General features: G+C 60.0%; 15 protein-coding genes and 1 pseudogene. All 16 read right to left on the reverse strand.

Features of this window, described 5'->3' with window-relative positions; translation table 11 throughout:
* Positions 1–90 precede the first annotated feature (90 nt).
* Entirely contained in the window at positions 91–1,077 is a 987-nt protein-coding gene (locus ACUXHH_RS05670; RefSeq protein WP_279754657.1) for an RluA family pseudouridine synthase, read from the reverse strand.
* A gap of 133 nt (positions 1,078–1,210) precedes the next feature.
* Positions 1,211–1,876, reverse strand: coding sequence for a signal peptidase II (gene lspA, locus ACUXHH_RS05675; RefSeq protein WP_279754659.1), 666 nt, complete (start codon positions 1,874–1,876; stop codon positions 1,211–1,213).
* Positions 1,877–2,180: 304 nt separating this feature from the next.
* A complete protein-coding gene (locus tag ACUXHH_RS05680; RefSeq protein WP_254756137.1) occupies positions 2,181–2,720 on the reverse strand; it encodes a DivIVA domain-containing protein in 540 nt (179 codons plus the stop codon).
* A 447-nt stretch (positions 2,721–3,167) separates the two neighbouring features.
* Positions 3,168–3,467, reverse strand: a complete 300-nt coding sequence (locus ACUXHH_RS05685) for a YggT family protein (protein WP_458391000.1) — start codon at positions 3,465–3,467, stop codon at positions 3,168–3,170.
* 10 nt (positions 3,468–3,477) lie between these two features.
* Positions 3,478–3,789 (reverse strand): annotated as a pseudogene (locus ACUXHH_RS05690) (cell division protein SepF); the annotation flags it as partial.
* 787 nt (positions 3,790–4,576) lie between these two features.
* Positions 4,577–5,413 (reverse strand): YggS family pyridoxal phosphate-dependent enzyme, encoded by an 837-nt coding sequence (locus ACUXHH_RS05695; RefSeq protein WP_279740472.1) that lies wholly within the window; start codon positions 5,411–5,413, stop codon positions 4,577–4,579.
* 19 nt (positions 5,414–5,432) lie between these two features.
* On the reverse strand, positions 5,433–6,281 hold the full coding sequence (locus ACUXHH_RS05700; protein WP_279788738.1) for a polyphenol oxidase family protein: 849 nt from the start codon (positions 6,279–6,281) through the stop codon (positions 5,433–5,435).
* Between the two features lie 148 nt (positions 6,282–6,429).
* Entirely contained in the window at positions 6,430–7,611 is a 1,182-nt protein-coding gene (gene ftsZ / locus ACUXHH_RS05705) for a cell division protein FtsZ (protein ID WP_279788740.1), read from the reverse strand.
* A 196-nt stretch (positions 7,612–7,807) separates the two neighbouring features.
* Positions 7,808–9,430 (reverse strand): cell division protein FtsQ/DivIB, encoded by a 1,623-nt coding sequence (locus ACUXHH_RS05710; RefSeq protein ID WP_371568048.1) that lies wholly within the window; start codon positions 9,428–9,430, stop codon positions 7,808–7,810.
* A 9-nt stretch (positions 9,431–9,439) separates the two neighbouring features.
* Positions 9,440–10,939: a UDP-N-acetylmuramate--L-alanine ligase gene (gene murC, locus ACUXHH_RS05715; RefSeq protein WP_279740464.1), complete on the reverse strand. Its 1,500-nt coding sequence runs from the start codon at positions 10,937–10,939 to the stop codon at positions 9,440–9,442.
* The gene (gene murG, locus ACUXHH_RS05720) at positions 10,939–12,039 is read right to left on the reverse strand and encodes an undecaprenyldiphospho-muramoylpentapeptide beta-N-acetylglucosaminyltransferase (protein WP_279740463.1); all 1,101 of its coding nucleotides are present in this window, start codon (positions 12,037–12,039) and stop codon (positions 10,939–10,941) included. The genes murC and murG overlap by 1 nt, the downstream gene beginning before the upstream one ends.
* 184 nt (positions 12,040–12,223) lie before the next feature.
* Positions 12,224–14,380, reverse strand: a complete 2,157-nt coding sequence (locus ACUXHH_RS05725; protein WP_371568045.1) for a peptidoglycan glycosyltransferase FtsW — start codon at positions 14,378–14,380, stop codon at positions 12,224–12,226.
* Between the two features lie 149 nt (positions 14,381–14,529).
* On the reverse strand, positions 14,530–16,116 hold the full coding sequence (murD, locus tag ACUXHH_RS05730; protein ID WP_458391001.1) for a UDP-N-acetylmuramoyl-L-alanine--D-glutamate ligase: 1,587 nt from the start codon (positions 16,114–16,116) through the stop codon (positions 14,530–14,532).
* Positions 16,116–17,321, reverse strand: coding sequence for a phospho-N-acetylmuramoyl-pentapeptide-transferase (gene mraY / locus ACUXHH_RS05735; protein ID WP_458391002.1), 1,206 nt, complete (start codon positions 17,319–17,321; stop codon positions 16,116–16,118). Before mraY ends, murD begins: the two co-directional genes overlap by 1 nt.
* 6 nt (positions 17,322–17,327) lie before the next feature.
* Positions 17,328–18,953 (reverse strand): UDP-N-acetylmuramoyl-tripeptide--D-alanyl-D-alanine ligase, encoded by a 1,626-nt coding sequence (locus ACUXHH_RS05740; RefSeq protein ID WP_458391003.1) that lies wholly within the window; start codon positions 18,951–18,953, stop codon positions 17,328–17,330.
* Entirely contained in the window at positions 18,946–20,691 is a 1,746-nt protein-coding gene (locus tag ACUXHH_RS05745; protein ID WP_458391004.1) for a Mur ligase family protein, read from the reverse strand. The genes ACUXHH_RS05740 and ACUXHH_RS05745 overlap by 8 nt, the downstream gene beginning before the upstream one ends.
* Between the last annotated feature and the right edge of the window lie 147 nt (positions 20,692–20,838).

A 20,838-nucleotide genomic window follows, 5' to 3' on the forward strand; every position in this document is an offset into this window, starting at 1 on the left:
GGGAATCTCCTGGAGGTGTGGGCTGGAGGATGGGCAGTGAAGGTGAAGCTGTGTGCGGCGGCGTGCGGGCGGCTATAGCTAGCCGACTGTCTAGCCGAGCTGAACCTTACCCTCGCGCAGAGCGGTCAGCGCGTAGGACAGGTCGAGCGGGTACTCGCTGTTGAAGGTTACGCGCTCGCCGGTGCCGGGGTGATCGAAGCCTAGGCGGTGCGCGTGTAGCCACTGGCGGGTCAGGCCCAGTTCGGCGCTAAAGCGCGGGTCGGCGCCGTAGGTGAGGTCGCCGCAGCAGGGGTGGCGCAACGCAGAGAAGTGGACACGAATCTGGTGAGTGCGTCCGGTTTCCAGGTGTACCTCGACCAGCGATGCGGGGCCGAAGGCTTCGAGCACATCGTAGTGGGTAATGGAGTTGCGTCCGTCTTCGACCACGGCGAACTTCCATTCGTTGCCGGGGTGGCGGCCAATGGGTGCGTCAATGGTGCCGTGCAGCGGGTCGGGCAGGCCCTGCACGAGGGTGTGGTAGACCTTGTCCACGGTGCGTTCCTTGAAGGCTCGCTTGAGTGCGGTGTAGGCGCGTTCGCTGCGGGCTACGACCATCAGGCCGCTGGTGCCCACGTCCAGACGATGCACGATGCCCTGGCGTTCTGCCGCGCCGGAAGTAGCAACCGAAATGCCCTCGCCCATGAGCGCGGAGATGACGGTGGGGCCGTGCCAGCCCGGTGAGGGATGTGCCGCCACGCCTGCGGGTTTGTCCACCACGACGATGTCGTCGTCCAGGTGCACGATACGAAAGCCGTCCACCTTTTCGGGGCGGATGTCTGCCAGATCACGCGGTGCGGGTGCATCCACGACGACTTCGTCCCCTACAGACAGCTTGTAGGACTTGCCGATTTTCACGACCTTGCCGTTGTTGGTCACGGTCACGTGGCCATCACGAATCCACCCGGAGGTGCGGGTGCGCGGCGCGTCGAGGGCACCGGCGAGCGCGGCGTCCAGGCGCATACCGGAAAGCGCGCCTTCAACGGTGAATTCGGCGCGGATACCTGCCGATTCTTCGGTGGCGTTGGTAGTTTCGCTCATGCGGCTCTCCTTCGGGTGGTGCTTGCTTTAGTTGTCTGTGTGGGAGGGGCTGTGTGAAAACGTCTCTGTGTGAAAACGTCTGTAGGCGCATGTGGCTACGATGTAGCCGAGGCATGTAGCGGAGGAGGGAAAGCTACTTGGCGCTCTTCGCTGCCCTGTTCTTCTCAGCCGCGTTCTTGTCACCAGCCAGGGCCTCGTCAGCCGAGGTTTCTTCAGCGGGCGCCTGCACGCGGGTGCCGTTGAGGTTCAGACCTTTGAAGTTCAGCAGCACGATGAACGCCATGCACACGCAGATTGCGGAGTCTGCAATATTGAAAATCGCGAAGTTCGGTACGGAAATAAAATCGACCACGTGGCCGGAGCCGAAGCCGGGCTCACGGAAGAGACGGTCGAAAAGGTTGCCGCAGATTCCGCCGAGCAGGCCACCTAATGCGAGCGTCCAGGACAGGGCGCGGGTGCGGCGTAGCAGGTACAGTACCACGGATGCGGCGGCGATCATGACGAGGGTGAAGGCCCAGGTGACGTTCTCGCCCATGCTGAATGCGGCGCCAGAGTTACGAATCGAGTACCACCACAGCAACCCGTCAATGACGGTAACGCGTTCTCCCAACTGCATCTGAGTAACGACTAGGTATTTCGTGCCCTGATCGATAGCGAACACGACGGCGGCAAGCACGAGCGCGAGAATACCCGCGGAGCGTCCAGAAAGGATGCGCACGCGGTGACCAGTAGCTTCTTCGGCGGCGTTATCGGCTACCTGTGAGACTGAGGATTCAGCAGTCTTGGGGATGTTGGTCATAGCTCTCCTCTAGTCTGTGCCGGTTGCTGCGCCTACGGTGTGGCGGCCCTGCGGTGCGGAGGCGGGATGCGCTCGCATTCGATAGTGCCCCTCTAGCTTAGCAAATCGGGGTAGTGCATCGAGTATTCTGTGGTGATTTGGCGGGTACTCTCCCCCGCTTTGCACGCTGGGTTCTTGAGTCGTGCCGGGCGGACATGAGAATACCGCCCGGTTCTCTCGATCTCCCCAGTGAATAGCGGTGGAAGAGAAAGAATCCGAGCGGCATACGCTTCAAAGCGTCGTTAGCTTATTCAGACACGCTGTTTTATGCGGAAGCCTCGATAGATTTGAGGTTCTTGAGCTCCTGAACCTGTGCGTCCAGGTGCTGCAGCAGCTTGGAGCGGTAGCGGCTCTCGAAGCCGCGCAGAGCCTCAACAGCGACCTCCAGCTCTTCCTTCTCGTCGGTGAGGCGAGAGAGAATCTCTTCGCGCTGCTGCTGAGCTTCGCTCACCATAGCGTCTGCCTTCTTCTCTGCTTCTTCGAGCAGTTCCGCCTTAGCCTTTTCGCCCTGTGCCACGTAGTCGTCGTGAACCTTCTGTGCCATGGCGAGCAGTGCCGCCGCATCCTGAGGTCCAGACGGTGCCGCGGAAGACTGTGCGGGTGCTACAGCCGCTGCGGGGGAATCGGGTGCGTTTGCAGAGAGCTGCTCAACCTGGCGTTCGAGGGTATCACGCTCGGAGTAGAGTGCACGCAGTTCGACAACGAGCTCGTCCAGGAAATCGTCGACCTCGTTGCGGTCGTAACCAGACTCTTCGGTCACGACCTTGAAGCTCTTAGTGATTAGGTCTTCGGGGGTGATTGCCATGGGCTTCTCCTCTAAGTATCTCTACGGGGTTGGTAATGAATTAAGTGCAGCGAATTCGCCACCCCAATAGTTCAGGGGTATGGCTATACCGCGATGCAGTCATTGGCACCAATTCTACTATTCTTTGGTTTCTGTGCCCGGTTATATATCGGCTGAATAACAAAATATGTACTCGGCACAAGGGTGGGATTCACCACGTGACGCGTCCTCCCTTATCCCCCGCCTTATCAGGCTCAGTATCTGCTGACAGGTGCATTTCTCATCATCTGATGTAGCTCGCGAACCCAGCTTGTAACCTGTCACGGAAAGCTACCTCAGCCACGGAGCGGGACACCGCAATCAATCCAGCAATCAGGCACAGAAAACCCCGCCAGCATTCCAACCCACAGGGTTTAGAGCGCAGGCGGGGCTCTACAACATTGTTCTCTAACCTCTCAACGGAGCGGTTTAGGAGAATGCCGCGGTCATCCGCATCATAATGCTCAGCAGCAGAGACAACACAACAATCAAAATCAGGAAGCCGGTATCCAACGCAACGTTACCCACATGAACCGGCGGGATCAGGCGGCGCAGCTGGTTCATCGGCCAGTCCGTCACCGCGTACACGCCGCTGGCGAAGAGTAGCACAAAGCCCTTGGGTCGCCACTCCGGAGCGAACATGCGCACCCAGTCAAAGAGCATGCGCAACAGCATCGCAATGTAGAGAACGTAGACAACGATTGTAATGAGGGCGAAAATATAACCCATCTATCAGTCCTTAGCCCTGGTCGAAGGGGAATTCGCCGTCGGTCTCAAAGCCGGCGGGAACCTCGGAATTAGCCACGCCCAGAACCTCCAGGTTGGAGGGGGTCAGCAGGAACACCTTAGCGGTGACGCGCTCAATGCGGCCTTCCAGCGCGAATGCCAGACCGGATGCAAAGTCCACCAGGCGCTTTGCGTCTGCGTCAGGCATTTCTTCCACGTTCATAATCACGGGGATGTTCTCGCGGAATGCCTCACCAATGATCTTTGCATCATTGTAGGAGCGGGGGTGGATAGTGGTGATACGACGCAATTCGTCCTCTTCTTCCTCGTAACCGTAGGTGTATCCGTTGGTTTCTTCGGGCTCGTAGCCCTGGTCGTAGTAGCCGTCGTTGGAGTACGTCTCGGCGTACTGCTCGGTGTATTCGGTATTCGGCACCGGGGTGTCCTCCCAATTGTCTGCGCTGACGTCGTCCCAAGTCTGCTCGGTTTCCGCCAGATCAGCTGTGGTTTCAGGTGTATGAGCGGTGGCGTATGCCGCTGCATCTACGGTTGCTCGTCCGTCGGCAGTTTCTTCTGCGTCCAGATACTCGGTTTCTGTACCGTCATCGTAGCTATTAGCTTGCTGGTACACTTCTTGTTCAGTATAGGGGGGTTCGTCCTGCAGGTGGTAGGTTGCGCTCTGCGACTCGGCAACGCTGTACTGTGCTGAGCCGGGCAGTGCTGAGAGCCTGTTAGAGCTGTCGGTCTTCTGTGCTATAGCAGCCTGCCCTGCGGAGGCGTTTGCCTCCCGGCGGGAGTCAGCCTGCACAGCCTGCGGGGATTCTTCCGGCGTCGTCTCAGCGTTCTGGTATCGTTCCAGGCCGAGGAAACCCGCCAGACGGCTTTGTTTCGCCATGATTCTCTCGCTGTTCTTTCACGTTGGTGGTGTACAGGTTCTGCCGTAGTGCGTCATCAGAAGGTGTGTGCGTAACGGTACGCCATGCACCGGCATGTATATATTACCAGCGCACGCCCCGCGCAGGCGGTCAAGGGCACCGATGATTATGCCGCAGTTTGTACCGAAAGCAGTCCAGAGTGCGATAGGCAACGCACGGCGCGTAGCTTGGGCGAGGCTAGAGCGCCGGGCGCTTACCCATGATGTCGCTACCCACGCGCACGCAGGTCGAGCCCCAACGCACCGCAGCCTCCAAATCCCCGCTCATACCGGCAGAAATCTCGGTCGCATGCGGCACCTGCTCACGCACCAGCAACGCCAGCCCGTAGAGCTTCTCAAATGCCTCATCAGGGTTCATTCCCAGCGGCGCCACCGCCATCACGCCACCACAGCGCAAATGCTCGTGGTTCTCGATGCGCTCCACCAACTCCAGCAGCTCAGAGGCGCTCGTACCACCGCGCGCGCCCTCAGCGGCGTGGCCAGCCGTCGCAACCTCTGCCAGGGACACCTGCACCAGGCAGGTCAGCGCACCCTGCTCCGCCGCCGCGGGTGCGGGTGCCTCCCCCGCCTCGAAGCGCGCGAGCTGGTTTGTGTACGCCTTCGCCAGCGCGTCCGCCAGGGAGGGGCGGTCCACTGAATGCACGCTGGAGGCGTACTTGACCACAGACTTCGCCTTATTCGTCTGCAACTGGCCAATAAACGCCCAGTGCGGGGGCTGCACCTCACGCTGGGCGCAGTAGGCGGCAAGCTCGCGAGCCTTCGTACTCGCCTCCTGGTCGCGGTTCTCACCGAAGAGGGCCACTCCCCCATCCAGCAGCGCCGCTGCGTCAGAGGCGGGGAAGAACTTCGTGACCGTCACCAGCTGCACTGAGGCGCTCGCCTCAGTACGCACCGCGCTACGGTCCTGCTCCGCGGCGCGGATACGCGCAAGCACGCGACGGTAGTTCTGCAGTAGTTGCTCGGCGCGTTCGGGAGTGTAGTGCAGGTTCTGTTCTTCTACATTCATCTCAGGCATCTTCTCTCCTTCAGCGTCTCTACGCGGCGGGCTCTTCCAACTTCTGAACCCACACCAGACCCGCGATGCGGCCCGGCTTCTCACCGCGGTTCGTGAACCCGCGATGTGAATACACCTCAGGCTCCTCAAACGTGCACCGCGCACAGTCCATGCTCACCTGCACGCCCGCCTCTTCCAGCACCGCACGGGCGCCGGCGGGCAGATCCAGTCCGGGGGTCTGCTGGCTGGTCACCGCATGCACCTGCGGAATCAGTTCAGTGGACTCGGCGCGCATATCTTCGGGTACCTCGTAGCAGCTACCGCAGATACTCGGGCCCAGCCACGCGATAATTTTCTCCGCGCCGAGCTGACGCATCCGCTGCACGGTCTGCTGGAGTACACCGTCAAGCAGGCCGCGGCGGCCAGCATGGGCTACCGCAAGAATCGGCTGCCAGTTCGCGACCCGCTCACCCACCAGCACCACCGGGATGCAGTCCGCCACCATAATCGCCAGGGGCACACCCTCACTGCTGATGGCGGCATCGGCCACCGGGGAGTTCTCCAGCACCGCTCGGGCACGCTTAGCGGTACGCTCCTGCGGGGCACCGGGCGCGTAGGATTCCACCGCGTAGTCTTCCGGGCGGGCAATCTGCACACCGTGCACCTGGTTCAGGTAAAAGAACGGGTCGGTACCCAGCGCATCCTCCAGGGCGGCACGGTGGTTGAGGGTACGCACCAGGGATGCGTCCATACCGCCACCGAGCTCATCGTCCACGTGCAGGCCCAGGTTGCCCGCCGCGCGGGAGGTGAAACCTACCCGCACACGCCAGGGGCCCAAGGTGAGGGTATCGGCAGAGGCAAGTAACGAAGGTTTGGGATTATCGCTCATCTTCCATTCCTTATCAGAGGTCAGCGGGTATAACGGCGGGTATAGCAAAGGGGAGCCGAGAACAGCACAATGTGCGTGTTTCTCAGCTCCCCTATAGCTTCATAGGACTCTCAGCCGTGCAACGCTTAGGCGTTCACAGCCGGGCAGACTACTTCAGGAAGTCAGGGACGTCCAGGGTGTCGCGGCGAGCCGGAGCTTCCTCCACAACTGGGGGAAGGTCAACGTCGAAGCCAGCAGCGCCGGTGGAAGCCGGAGCAGCAGCGGGTGCGTTGTAGCCGTAGCCGTTAGCAGCCGGAGCGGTGGAACCGCCGAAGGATGCCTGGGTGCGCTGAGCCTGGGTAACTGCAGCAGTGGAAGCGTTGGAGTTGGTCTCCGGGTTCACTGCGTCGAAGCCAGCAGCAATCACGGTCACGCGAGCCTCATCGCCCAGTGCGTCGTCAATAACAGCACCGAAGATGATGTTTGCATCGGGGTGAGCAACTTCCTGAACCAGGCGTGCAGCCTCGTTGATCTCGAACAGACCCAGGTCTGAGCCACCCTGAATGGACAGCAGAACGCCATGTGCACCGTCGATGGATGCTTCCAGCAGCGGCGAAGCGATAGCCAGCTCAGCTGCCTTCACGGCACGGTCCTCACCGGATGCCGAGCCGATACCCATCAGAGCCGAGCCTGCACCCTGCATGACGGACTTAACGTCAGCGAAGTCAAGGTTAATCAGGCCGGGGGTGGTAATCAAGTCGGTAATGCCCTGCACACCGGAGAGCAGAACCTGGTCAGCGGACTTGAATGCGTCCAGCATGGAGACGTTACGATCCGAAATCGACAGCAGTCGATCGTTCGGAATAACGATCAGGGTATCAACCTCATCGCGCAGAGCAGCGATACCGGTCTCAGCCTGGTTGGAGCGGCGGCGGCCTTCGAAGGTGAAGGGACGGGTCACCACACCAATGGTCAGAGCGCCGAGGGAGCGGGCAATACGTGCCACGACGGGTGCGCCACCGGTACCGGTGCCACCGCCCTCACCTGCGGTCACAAAGACCATGTCTGCGCCCTTGAGGACTTCCTCAATTTCCTGCGCGTGATCCTCGGCTGCCTGACGGCCAACCTCGGGGTTTGCGCCCGCGCCAAGACCGCGGGTCAGCTCACGACCAACGTCCAGCTTAACGTCTGCATCGGACATCAGCAGAGCCTGAGCGTCAGTGTTGATAGCAATGAACTCAACGCCGCGCAGACCAACCTCAATCATGCGGTTGACTGCGTTGACGCCACCGCCGCCGATACCAACGACCTTGATGACTGCCAAGTAGTTCTGGGGAGTTCCAGCGTCCATGTATTCCTCGATTGTTCCGTGTTCCAGCTTCGGAAGACCCGCAGCTTAATCTAAGCCTAAAGGTTTCCTCTAAAGAATGACTTTATCTGCTAGGATACCAAACTGTTTTTGCTGGTTCCTAGTCACAAAGCGCAATTACCCCCTCTTTTTGTGGATTTAACACAAAAAGGGAGGATATAGCGCCTGAATGGTTCCCCTATCGGGTCACCGGTACGCGCGGGGCAGACACATCGTAGATGGTCACATTCTGCATCTGTGCTTCGGAAGATTTCTCTTCCTGAGCACGCTTGGCAATAGCCTGGCGCAGGGAGAGCAGGACCTTCGCCTTCAACTCGCTCTCTTCAGCGGTTCCCCACTGCACCGTAGTATTATCCCTCAAGGTTATAGTGATACTTGAGGTTGAGGTGGCACCAGCTTCCTTAACCTGAACTAGAAGTTCAGAGGGCATCGCCGAGAGCACCGTAGAAATGGTGCGGAATTCGTCCGAAGTCTTCGGATCATCACCGCTGAAACGAACCAGCGGCACCGAAGTATCGGGCTGAGTCGCCGACTCGAGCAGGCTCACACCATCGCTATCAACAGTATGGTACGTATCTCCCTGCTTCACAACCGCAACAGCGGTACGCTCCTTCAGGGTCACCACCAGCTCATGCGGCGGACGGCTCTCCACCTGCACGCTACGAAGCACGTTATCCTGCCCAATCAGCTCACGCACCTTCTTCTCGTCAATGCGAGTGAGCGGAACCCCGCGCAGAGGCCCCAGCTTCTGCTCCACCTGGGTGGTTTCCAGCAGGGATGTGCCGCGCACTGTAATCTTCTGAGTCGCCAACAGGGGCGAGAAGAAGACCAGCACCACGTACAGTACCGCAATAATAGCCAGCACCGAGGCGGTGTACAGCAGCTTACGGGCACGAGTCAGAGGCAAACGCTCCTTACGGGAGCGCTCCTCTGCACGCAGACCGTCTAGGCCCGGATCCTGACGCAGACGCTCACGGTGAGCCTGACGGCTCGCACGCTCGCGTTCCTTCTCAATCTCCGCTGCACGCTGCTGCTCACGCTCGGCACGCCAACGACCAAAACGGCTCGCGGGGCGAGGGTCTTCGGCAGCCTTCTCCCCCGCCTTATCGGCGCTTTCTTCAGCCTTCTGAGCGACAGACTCTTCGTGAGATTCAACAGAACCGGCAGATGCTTTGCCAGCGGTGGACGCCGACTTCTTGTCAGCGTCCTTATCGCTACCCCTATCTACGCTCTTCACCAACTGCGAGGATGCAGTCTGAGCAGAGCCGCTCTTCGAAGAAGAATCCTCAAACGCCTCAACATCAAACAGCTCGGGAGCGTGCTCCACCTCAGACACGGTACGACCGGTCATCAGCGCCGAACGCACCGAATCCTTCAAAGACTGCGCCGAAGAATGAACCTCCGAAGCGCTCTTGGACGCCGAAGATTCAGAATTCTTCTGCATTGAAGCCTTATGCACAGGCTTACGCGGCATGTGTCGAACGGAACTCGAAGACTGAGTAGCGGCAGACTGCGCAACAGCAGGCTGTGCAGAAGCCTCGGAGGCTACAGACCCAGTAGGCTTCGTAACATCAGTCTGAGCAGCACCAGTCGGCTGAGGTTCAGCCTGAGGCACTTCAGCCTTTGTTACCGAAGCCTTCACCTGCTGAGGTGGCACGGACTTAGCCTGTACCGCCTCAACCGGTGCCACCTCAGTCTTCGCATTCTCAGCTACTTGCTGAGCACGCAGACGAGCACGCGAACGCGGAGCCTTTGGCGCGCGCGAGGAGGAATGCCCCTCCGCAGAGAGACCAGAACTCATCGGCACAGCCTAAGCCTCCGACTTCTTCGACTCGCCACCGTGACGGATCCCCAAGGACTCCAGCAGACGCGCACCCAAAGCGGTCACGTCACCAGCGCCCACAGTCATCACAATATCGCCGTCCTGAGCGCAGGTCACAATATCCTCAATAGCGCCCTCAGCGGTAGCGTAACGAACCTCAGAGAAACCAGCACCGGTAATCAATTCACTGGTTACCCCCTCAATCGGCAACTCGCGAGCAGGGTAAATATCCAGCACATGAGCGCGGTCAGCCACCGACAGGGCCTCCGCGAACTCCTTCGCGAACTCACGAGTACGAGAGAACAGGTGCGGCTGGAAAATCACGTACAGGCTATGACCATCAGCCACGGTACGACCGGTCTCCAGGGCACGGAAAACCTCAGTCGGGTGGTGCGCGTAATCATCAAAGACCTTCACACCAGCAACCTCACCGCGCAGGGTAAAGCGGCGGTCAGCACCCACAAACTCAGCCAGCGCACGAGCAATATCAACAGCCTCGTAACCAGAAATCAACGCCGAAGCAAAAGCAGCCGAAGCGTTCAGCTGGTTATGAATACCGGGCACCTTCAGCGCAAGATTCTGCTGGCCTTCATAACGCACACCGCGGCACTCAAAAGACCAGGAAAGGTGCGAAGAAGAGGAAGAACCCGCGCTGGTAATCTCGCTAATGCGCAAGTCAGCATCCTCAGACTCACCGTAGGTCACAACGGAAACACCCGCCGCACGAGAATGAACCGCCAAAGCCGTCGCACCCTCATCATCGGCGCAGGTCACCACAACACCGTTAGGTGCCAGCGAACCCACAAAACGGTTGAACGCCTCAAAGACACGCTCGTCCGTCTTATAGAAATCCAGATGGTCCGGCTCAACATTCGTCACCACAGCAATAGCCGGGCGGTAACGCACAAACGAGCCGTCCGATTCATCAGCCTCAGCCACAAAAATCGACTCGGGGCCCTGAGTACCTAGATGGGCGTTCGTGCCGCGACCAGTAATCACAGTACCCACCGCGAAGGACGGCTGTGCACCCAGCTGATCAAACATCACAGAAATCATGGAGCTGGTCGTGCTCTTACCGTGAGTACCGGCAACAGCAACCACCTGAGACTCACCCATCACAGCGGCGAGCGCCTCAGAACGATGCAGCACACGCAGACCTTGCGCACGAGCGGCAGCAAGTTCCGGGTTATCCTCACGAATCGCAGTAGAAATCACCACGGTATCAACATCCACAATGTTCTCAGCCTGCTGAGGAACAGCCACACGAGCACCCGCAGCGCGCAAAGACTCAACAGTAGCCGACTCGGCGCGGTCAGATCCGCTCACCGTCACACCAGCCTGCAGCATCAAAACGGCAATAGCGCTCATACCCGCACCACCAATGCCGATGAAGTGCACACGACCCAACTCGCTCATCTTCGCACGCTCAGGGAACGGCGGGTTCAGCGGTGCCGGCAGCACCATCTCAAGATTCATCAATTCAGTCATTACTTCTCAGCTGCTTTCAATACTGCTTCAGCCATAACGCGTGCCGCGTCACGGATACCAAGTTCATACGCCGCAGCGCCCATGCGCTCCAACTCCTCCGGATTCGCCATAAGAGCCGGAATCTCACGGGCAAACCACTCACCGGTGACCTCTGCATCCTTCACCAGCAGAGCCGCAGACGCCTCCACCAGAGAACGAGCATTCAGAGCCTGCTCACCATTACCAATGGGAAGCGGCACAAAAATCGCGGGAACACCCACTGCAGCAACCTCACTGACAGTCGCCGCGCCCGAACGCACCAGCAGAAGATCAGCGGCAGCGTACACATCCTGCATGCCGTTGCTGAACTCAATCTGACGGTAATTCGGCTCACTCAACGGCTCACCATTCTCATCCAGAACAGTCTTACCCTTACCGGTAATATGCAGAATCTGGAAGTCCCACTCCGCAAAGTGGTCACGGCACGCCGCCACCGCATTGTTCAGGCTCTGCGCACCCAGCGAACCACCGGTGACAATCACGGTAGGCTTCTGCGGGTCCAGACCCAGGTTACGGCGAGCCTTCGAACGGTGCGCCTCACGGTTCAGGTAGGCAATCTCATCCTTCATCGGCATACCTACCAGGGTTGCGCGCGGGAAAGGAGTGTTAGGGAATGCAACACCGGTGAACTTAGCGAACGTGCCACCCAGGCGGTTCGCCAAACCGGGCTTCGCGTTCGCCTCGTGAATCACCACGGGAATCTTAGTGCTCAACGCCGACAAATACGCTGGCGGGCACACGTAGCCACCCACGCCAACGACCACATCCGCATCTACATCCTTGAGGATGCGGCGGGTCTTCGACAGGCCACCCAAGAACTTAGCGGGGAAAGCAAAAGCTGCACGGTTGATGCTACGGGGGAACGCCGCACGGGGAATAAACTCAATATCGAAACCAGCTGCCGGAACCAGCTCGGCTTCCATCTTGTCCGCAGTGCCCAGCATCAGAATCTTAGCGTTCGGCTCAAGATCACGAACCGCACGCGCAATCGCGAGCATCGGATTAATATGACCGGCGGTGCCACCACCGGCGAAGACTATAGAGCGCGTCTTCTTCGTCATAGATCTTTCTCCCAACACATCGATACAGGATTATTTTACGCTATCGCATCTGTTCAATAGAGCGCCCCCGCCGTCGAGCTATGACTCAACGGCGAGGGCTTTATCTCTTATTCAGTGCAAGTGGAGGCTCAAATAGTAGCCCGAACAGCATGCTCCGGCCGCGAGCCTTTCACCCCTGCAGAGGCTAACTCTGCCTGCGGGTGCCGCGCTGAGCCGAGTTCCGAGCCGCGCCCTGAGCCGGACGCTGCACCTGCTGAGCGTCATCCTTCGGAACACCCTTTGCCTGGGCGCCCTGTCGCGGCGTTGCCTGACGCGGAGCACCCTGTCGAGGGTTGCCCTGTCGCTGGGCACGACGCTGACGATCCTCAGGATGCAACGGCTGCAGACCCGCAGGCAGCAAACCCGACGGACGGTGCTGCGCGCTACGGAGCTGAGCACCACGAGGCTGCTGCACTCGCTTCTGAGCAACAGGCTGCTGAGCGGTACGAGGCTGAGCGGAGCGCTGCTGTACAGCCTGCTTCGGTGCAGCTTGCTTCGGAGCCGAGGGCATCTGGTCTGCAGGCTTCGCAGCGGTCGCCTTCTGAGCAAGGCGAGCCTGAGCGGGACGACCCTGCGTGGGCAGCCCACTCGCAACACGAGCCTGCTGACCGGTACGAGGCTGAGCGGATGCCTTCTTCGGAGCTGGGTTCGTCGGTGCAGGCTTCTGAGAGACCTTCTGCTTCTGGGCCTCGGCCTTCTGCTCCGCCTTCACAGGGGTAGCTTCCTCACGAGCCTGCGCCGCCTCCTGACGACGACGAACCTCCTCCTCGTGTATACGAGCCTTCTCCTGACGGATACGCTTCTTCTCCTGCTCACGAGCCATACGTGCCAACTCACGCTGCTGATCCGGCGCAAAACCCAACCAGCGGCGCAACGTACTCTCCGGACCAAACATCAGCGCAAACGGGTTATGTTCCTTCAGTAGGTGGCCACCGGCAGCCGCACGAGCTGCCTCCTCCTGATTCAGCACAATCTGCAACGGCGTACGACGCTTCCAGTCAGCATTCGCACGACGAACCTCACGCGCACTCTGGGTTTCAATATTCGACGGTGCCGCTGCGCCACGCATCGGAGTCTGCCACGCAAACGCCAACAACAAACCCGCCGCAAACAACGAGGACAACAGCGACGAACCACCATAGGAGACAAACGGCAGAGGCACACCAATCACCGGTAAAATACGGGACACCATGGCCATATTGATAATCGCCTGAGAGCTCAACCAAATCATGATGCCGCCCGTAGCCAAACGCACCAGGGGGTCAGTAGTGCGCAGCATAATACGCACTGCGCAGTACACCAGACCTACATACAGCAGCAGAACTGCCAAAGTGCCCAGCAGACCCAGCTCCTCACCAATAATGGCAAAAATATAGTCATTATGCGCCTCAGCCAGGTAGTTATACTTCTGACGCGACTGGCCCAGACCAACACCGAGGAAACCACCGGTTGCCAGCGCCACCTCACCAGAATTCGCCTGATCGCAGTTAGCGTTCGTACACGAACCCCAGATACCGAAGATACGAGCCACACGGTTCGCGCTACTGAAAACACCCAACAGCGCCAGCATCGCAAACGCGCCGCCAATCTTCAGCAACGAGCTACGAGAAGCACCCGCCAGCCACATCATGCCCACAAAGATGAAGCCATACACCATGGCGGTACCCATATCGCCACCGAGCATAATCAGCAGCACCAGGGCGCCCACACCATAAATCGAGGGGAATAGAGTACGCCAAATGCTGTGAGAAATATCGCCGTGACGGCTGTACACCCATGCCAGCCACATAATAATCGCCAGCTTCGAAAATTCCGATGGCTGAATCTGCACAACGCCGGGGATTTTCAGCCAGTTACGGTTACCGTTCACCTCAACCCCAACAACCACCACAGCAAGCTGCATGACCAACGCGGAAATCAGCATCGCGTTCACCACAAATTTCTTGTGGTAATACCCAACAGGGATACGCGTAATACCCACCATCGCGATCACACCAAGAACCAAGAACATGATCTGCGAGGAAACCTGTGAAAACGGCGACTGCCCCTGCGAAATCATGGTGACGCTCGACGCCGACAGCACCATAATGCAGCCAAAAATAGCCAGACCCAGGGTGGTCACCAGTAGCATCACCGGTACATCCCACAGGTCAGCCTTCAAACCACGACGATACAGCCTATCGGCACGAGCACGGAACGGCGCAGAGAAATCCTCCAAACCGGCTCGCAAAGACGCCCAACGACCACTCGCTGTCGAACGCGTCGAAGAAGCCGAACGCGCCGAAGATGCGCTGGTACTCACATGCCCTCCTATAGGCCTCAACTGCCACGGATCCGTCGTGGCGAATACACGAAAAAGGTTCAGGGGCGGGACACCATGACCATCCCACCCCCGAGAAGAACCCGCAGAAAGCACCCCGGTCACCCGAGACACCCCCTACAGGCAACGTCCTAAGAGTCTGCCAGCTGAGCGGCAACAGCATTCGCAAACGCCTCACCGCGCACCGCATAATTCTTGAACTGGTCCATCGATGCAGACGCGGGAGCCATCAGCACAGTATCCCCCGGATGCGCCAGCTCAGCAGCCTTCGCAACGGCCGCATTCATCACGGTAACTCCGTCCGAAGAATCAGCCACAGCGGCAGTCATATTGTAGGTCGGAACCTGCGGGGCATGAGTCGCCAACGCAGACTTCAACGCCGCAGTGTCAGTACCGATAATCAGCACAGCCTTCAGGCGCTGAGCGTGGGCAGCAATCAGCTCATCGTACTCAACGCCCTTCGACAGACCACCAGCAATCCACACCAGAGACGGGTAGCCGCTCATCGACGCATTTGCAGCGTGAGGGTTCGTAGCCTTCGAATCATTCACCCACATGATGTCGTTCGCGTAGCCCACCAGCTGGTTACGGTGCGCACCAGTTTTGAAGGAACGCAGGCCCGCACCAACAGCCTTCGGGTCAATATCAGCCGCACGGCACAGCGCCGCAGCCGCCAGAGCGTTCTCCACGGTGTGCTTCGCCGGCATCTTACCCGGTGCCGGAGCCAAATCCTCCAGAACCGCCAGCTCATACGCCTCGTTATAACGGTTCTTCAAGAAGGCGCGGTCCACCATGATATCCTCAGCCAGTCCCAGCATCGATACGGCGGGCATCTCAGTAGAACTGAATCCAATCGCGCGGGCACCCTCAATAACATCCGCATTCTCAACCATGCGCAAGGTTTCCACGTGATCGGTGTTGAAAATACAAGCAACCTGAGTGTGCTCGTACACGCGTGCCTTATCAGCCTTGTAACGCTCGAACGAACCGTGCCAGTCCACGTGGTCCTCAGCGATGTTCAGAACCACCGAAGCATACGGGGACAGCGAGTAGGTCCAGTGCAGCTGGAAGCTCGACAGCTCCACTGCGAAGAACTTGTAGGGCTCATCGTCGGCAATGGCGTACACAATGGGCATACCCACGTTACCCACCTGAATAGCCTTCTTACCGGCAGCCTTCAGGATGGAATCGACCATGCCCACGGTGGTGGTCTTACCGTTCGTGCCGGTCAGGCACAGCCACTTGGGGGTCGGGCGGTCGCTGCGCTCGTTCAGGCGCCACGCCAGCTCCACATCGCCCCAAATCTGGATGCGACGCTCGTACGCGTCCAGCATGACCGGGTGGTCGGGGCGCACGCCCGGGGAGGTCACCACAAGCTCGGGTTCCTGACCGTCCACCAGGGGCAGGGCACGCATGTGCTCGGGACCGAACAGACCCTCAACATTGCCGTAGGCGTTAGCGTACAGGTCGATGCGCTCACGCTTCTCCGGGGTGTCAGCCCCGTCGATGACTACGATCTTCGCGCCCAGCTGGGCAAGCACGTCGGTCACAGCGTCGCCGCTGGTACCCATGCCCACCACGACCACGCGCAGGTTAGCCCAGGGGGCACCCCAATGGGTCAGCTCGGAGAGGCGCTCCGATTCGTATACCGGGTTCACCGCAATAGCGGCAGCGTTCGCTTCAATGCGAGCGGCATCCGGCTGTTCATTAGTTGACATTAGTGAATCACTCCAGAAGTCTGCGAGAACCAGTCACCGAAGAACAGCGCCAGGGCAACGAGCACGCAGAGGGCGTTAATAACCCAGAGGCGGAACACGGAGTTCACCTCGCCGCTGCTGACGGTACCGGGGACAATGACCTTCTTATCAATTGAGAACTTGCCGTTGACGCCAACCTTCTCCATGTGGTGGTGGAAGGGGGTCATACGGAAGTAACGGTGCGCGTGCAGGGGCTTCTCCCCCGCTGCCACCGAACGCTTACGGCTGGTCTTGAACACGAACTTCTGCACGATCACAGAGAACACTTCCAGCACGGGGATCAGGGCGATGACCAGCAGGAGTAGCTCGGTGCGGGTGAACAGTGCGAAAGCAACCATTGCGCCGCCGAGCGCCAGGGAGCCGGAGTCGCCCATGAAGATCTGTGCCTTCGACACGTTCCACCAGAGGAAGCCAGCCAGCGAACCCACCAGGGATGCGGCAATCAGCGCCAGCGAACCGGGGTCGCGCACATCGTAGCAGGCGGTGCCAGCACCGGCGGAGCAGGCGTGCACGTACTGCCAGATGCTGATGGTCAGGTAGCCGGAGAAGATGGTCATCATGATGCCGCCAGCCAGGCCGTCCAAACCATCGGTGAAGTTCACCGCGTTCGTACCGGACAGGGAGATGAGGGTAATCCAGGCAACCAGCAGGATGGAGCCGAAGACCGCACCCGCCGCGAACAGGTCGATGGGCAGGTCACGCACGAACGAGATAGCGGTCGACGCCGGACGAGCACCCGACTCGTTCGGGAACTGGAACGCCAGGTACGCAAAGGGCAGGGTCACACCCAGCAGGCCGATGGTCTTCTGCTTCTCGGTCAGACCTTCGTTGCCCTTATTGCGGAACTTCATGATGTCGTCCGCCGCGCCCACGCCGAGCATGCCCAGGGTGAAGGCGATGGTCAGCCACGCGGTAGCGGTCGGCATCGGTGCGGTACCGAAGAACAGGGCACTCACAGCCAGGGTCAAGAAGTAGGCGAGAATCGCCGCGGGGATGAAAATCAGACCCGCCATGGTGGGGGTGCCCGCCTTGTGCTGGTGGGCTGCCGGGCCTTCCTCACGGATGAGCTGGCCAAGCTTCAGGGACTTCATCTTCTTGATGAACACCGGCAGCGCGGTGAGGGAGATGAGGAATCCGAAGATTCCAGCAATCAGCACGGTAATCATAAAGCGCTACCCTTCGTTCGTGGTCTGTTCGGTCGAAGTACGGTCATGGTCGGCGTTAGCTGCGCTGTCCAGGTGAGCGGCAAGGTGGTCGCTCAAGTCGGTGGTCTCAACGAAGTCACCGGCAGAAAGCCAGGTCGGCGCCTGCTCTTCCTCAGCGCCGAAGGTGTACTCGGCGAAAGCAACCTGGTCACCCAGAATGCCCAGCTTCGCACCGTTCGAGGACTTGAAGAGCACAATGTCACCGGGGCGAACCTCGGCGCGCAGAATCTGCTCTGCCTCTTCCGGGGTCTGCACCCAGGTTGCCTCGTTACCCCAGGAGCCTTCCAGGTGAGCCGCATTGTAGGTGGGCTTCGTCTCGTCGCCCACAGCAATCAGCTTGGAAATGTTCATGCGCACCACGAGGCGGCCGATGCGGTCGTGCTCCTCCAGGGAGGCGTCGCCGAGCTCTAGCATGGCACCCAGAACAGCCCAGGTGCGGTGCGGCTGACCGGTTGCCGGGTCAACGGTGCGGCCCAGCTGCGCCAGGGTGCGCAGTGCCGCCGCCATCGACTCGGGGTTCGCATTGTAGGCGTCGTTAATGACGGTCACGCCGTCGGCGCGGTCGGTGCGCGCCATGCGCCACTTCGAAGCCGCTGCAGCCTTATTGAGCGCGCGAGCAATCTTCTCACCGGAAATACCGCTGTTGTAGGCAACCGTTGCCGCAGCCAGCAGGTTGTGCACATGGTGCTCACCAATCAGCTGCGAGGAAATCTCGTACTCGCTACCGTCAGGCAGGCGCAGAGTGAACTCGGGGCAGCCGGCGTCGGTGGTGCGCAGGTTCAGCGCCGCCACGTAACGTTCGTAGGGCTGGCCGTTCGCGTCGGTCTTCTCACCCACGCCGAAGTAGGTCACAGGAGCAACCGAACGCGACGCCATGCGCAGCACGCGCTCATCGTCAGCGTTCAGAGCCAGGGAGCCGGTCGGCTGAACACCCTCAGCCAGCTCGCCCTTGGTGCGCTCGATGTTGTCCACGCCGCCGAACTCGCCAGCGTGCGCGGTACCAACCTTCAGGATCGCGCCGTGGTCCGGGTGCGCAATATTCGCCAGGTACTCGATGTTGCCCACATGGTCCGCACCCATCTCAATGACCAGGTAGCGGGTGGACTCATCCGCACGGAAAACGGTCAGGGGCACGCCTACCTCACTGTTGTAGGAGCCGACCGGGGCAACGGTCGGGCCCTCCGGGGTGAAAATGGCGGCAAGAAGGTCCTTGGTGGTGGTCTTACCGGCAGAACCGGTAATACCGATAACGGTCAGCTCGCCCTGAGCGCGCATCTGCTCAATGGAGTAGCGCGCCAAATCGCCCATCGCCAGCACCACATCGGGCACCTGGATGCTCGGGTAGGGCACGCCCTGCTCGTCGAGTACTTCACGCTCGACCAGCGCCAGGGTCGCACCCCTCTCAAACGCCATGGGGATGAACCTGTGGCCGTCAGTGACCGCGCCGGGCTTCGCCACGAACAAGGTACCGGTCTGCACCTCACGGGAGTCGGTGGTGGCGAAGTCTGCGTACACCTGCTCCTCACGGCCCTCCAGGCCGATAGCGGTGCCGCCGGTTGCCTCAATAATCTGGGCGGCGCTGAGCTTAATCATTCTTCACCATACCTTCAGCGGTCTTAGAGTCACTTTCATCGAGCATGCGCTGGTAGTCAGGCAGAATCTCGAAACCGTGCGCACGCAGGGCACGGGCGGTTTCAACACGGTCGTCCAGGGCAATATCCACGCCGTCAACATCCTGTTCGGTTTCGTGGCCGCGGCCAGCAATCAGGATGGCGTCGTGCTCGCCCGCCAGGGCAATTGCCGCGTCAATAGCGGCGGCACGCGGAGAAATATTCAGGATCTGGGTGGCTCGGCGGTTCTCAGCCTTCTGCGCGCCCTCCTCAACGGCGGCACGAATCGGCTCGGGCGCCTCACCGTGCGGGTCGTCATCAGTCACAACCACAATATCTGCGTACTGTGCCGCAATCGCGCCCATAATCGGGCGCTTGAGCTGGTCACGCTCACCGGTCGCGCCGAAAACAATCATGACCTTGCCGTCGCCGGGGCGGTCCATCGCCTCCAGGGCACGGGTCAGACCGTCCGGGTTGTGTGCAAAGTCCACAATCGCGTGCGGAGCCAAAGAAATTAGCTGCATACGGCCCGGAACCACCGGAGTCAGAGCCGAACCGGATGCCAGCTCGGGCAACAGGCGCTCACGCTCAGCGGAGTCAGTGTCCAGGTACGCCATGAGCGCCGCCAGCGCAGCATTCGAAACGTTAAAGTCAGCGGGCAGACCGGTGTAGCATTCAACGCTCTCACCGGCGCCATTAGCCACGTGGAAGCGATGGCCCAGGCCCTCACGCTGAACCTTCACCACAGCCCAGTCGCGGGCGCCAAACTCTGCGGGCACCTCAGCCAGACCGGCACCGCGCGCAGTCACCAGGCGGTGCACCTGTTGCGCACCCATCTGCTCGCAAGCGGTGGAGAACATCTTCTCGCCCCACTCGTCATCAGCAGTAATCACAGCCAGCTCGGCGCGCTCGGGGGTGAACAGCTGAGCCTTCGAGTCGAAGTAGTGCTCCATGGTGCCGTGCAGATCCAGGTGATCCTGAGTCAGGTTCGTAAAGCCAGCAACCGCGTACTTCACGCCGTCCACACGGTGGTAATCAATCGCGTGCGAAGACACCTCCATCGCCGCGCAACGCACCTGATGCTGACCCATAATCGTCAGCAGAGAATGCACGTGAGGAGACTCCGGGGTGGTCATCTTCGAAGGAACCGACACACCATCAATCAGAATCTGAATAGTGCCAATCAGACCCGTCTTCACACCCAGGCCGGTGCGGAACACCGACTCCAACATGTAGGTGGAGGTGGTCTTACCGTTCGTACCGGTCACCGCGTAACGGTGAGTAGCGGGGAACGAAGCCGAACCATAAATCAGCGCAGCCAACGGACCAACGTACTCGCGCAGGTTCTCAGTCACCAGGACAGGCACCGGCGCCTCACCCAGCAGCTGCGCACCGGCAGCATCCGTCAAAATAGCGGAAGCACCAAGCTTCAACGCAGCCTCAGCAAACTGCGCACCGTGCACCTTCGCACCGGGCAGAGCCACGTACAGGTCCTGCGGGCGAACGCCTCGGGAGTCCATGCTGATACCGGTGACCTCAACAGAATCACCGGATTCAGAACCCTGAACGCCGCTAGCCGGCTGGGAACTCACCTGAGCACCCAAGCCCTGCAGATGTTCGCGAAGGTGCGCCAAACTCACCGGGCGCACAGAATTCGGGCGCAGAGTCTGAGCGTCGCCGCCCAGCAGGTTCTGGCCGGGTGCGTGAGATGCGGTATCCATCGTCCTTCTTTCCTCTCCGCTGTCCGAAGCGGTGAGCTCTGTATGGTCAATGCGCTCAAGGCACACAGGGTCATTCAATATTCTACGGTCTTTAGGCTTCGACAGGTGTTCAGTACCGGCGCTTCTTCATCACGAATCAGCTACCGG

It is taken from the genome of Rothia sp. 110740021-2, from assembly GCF_054263775.1.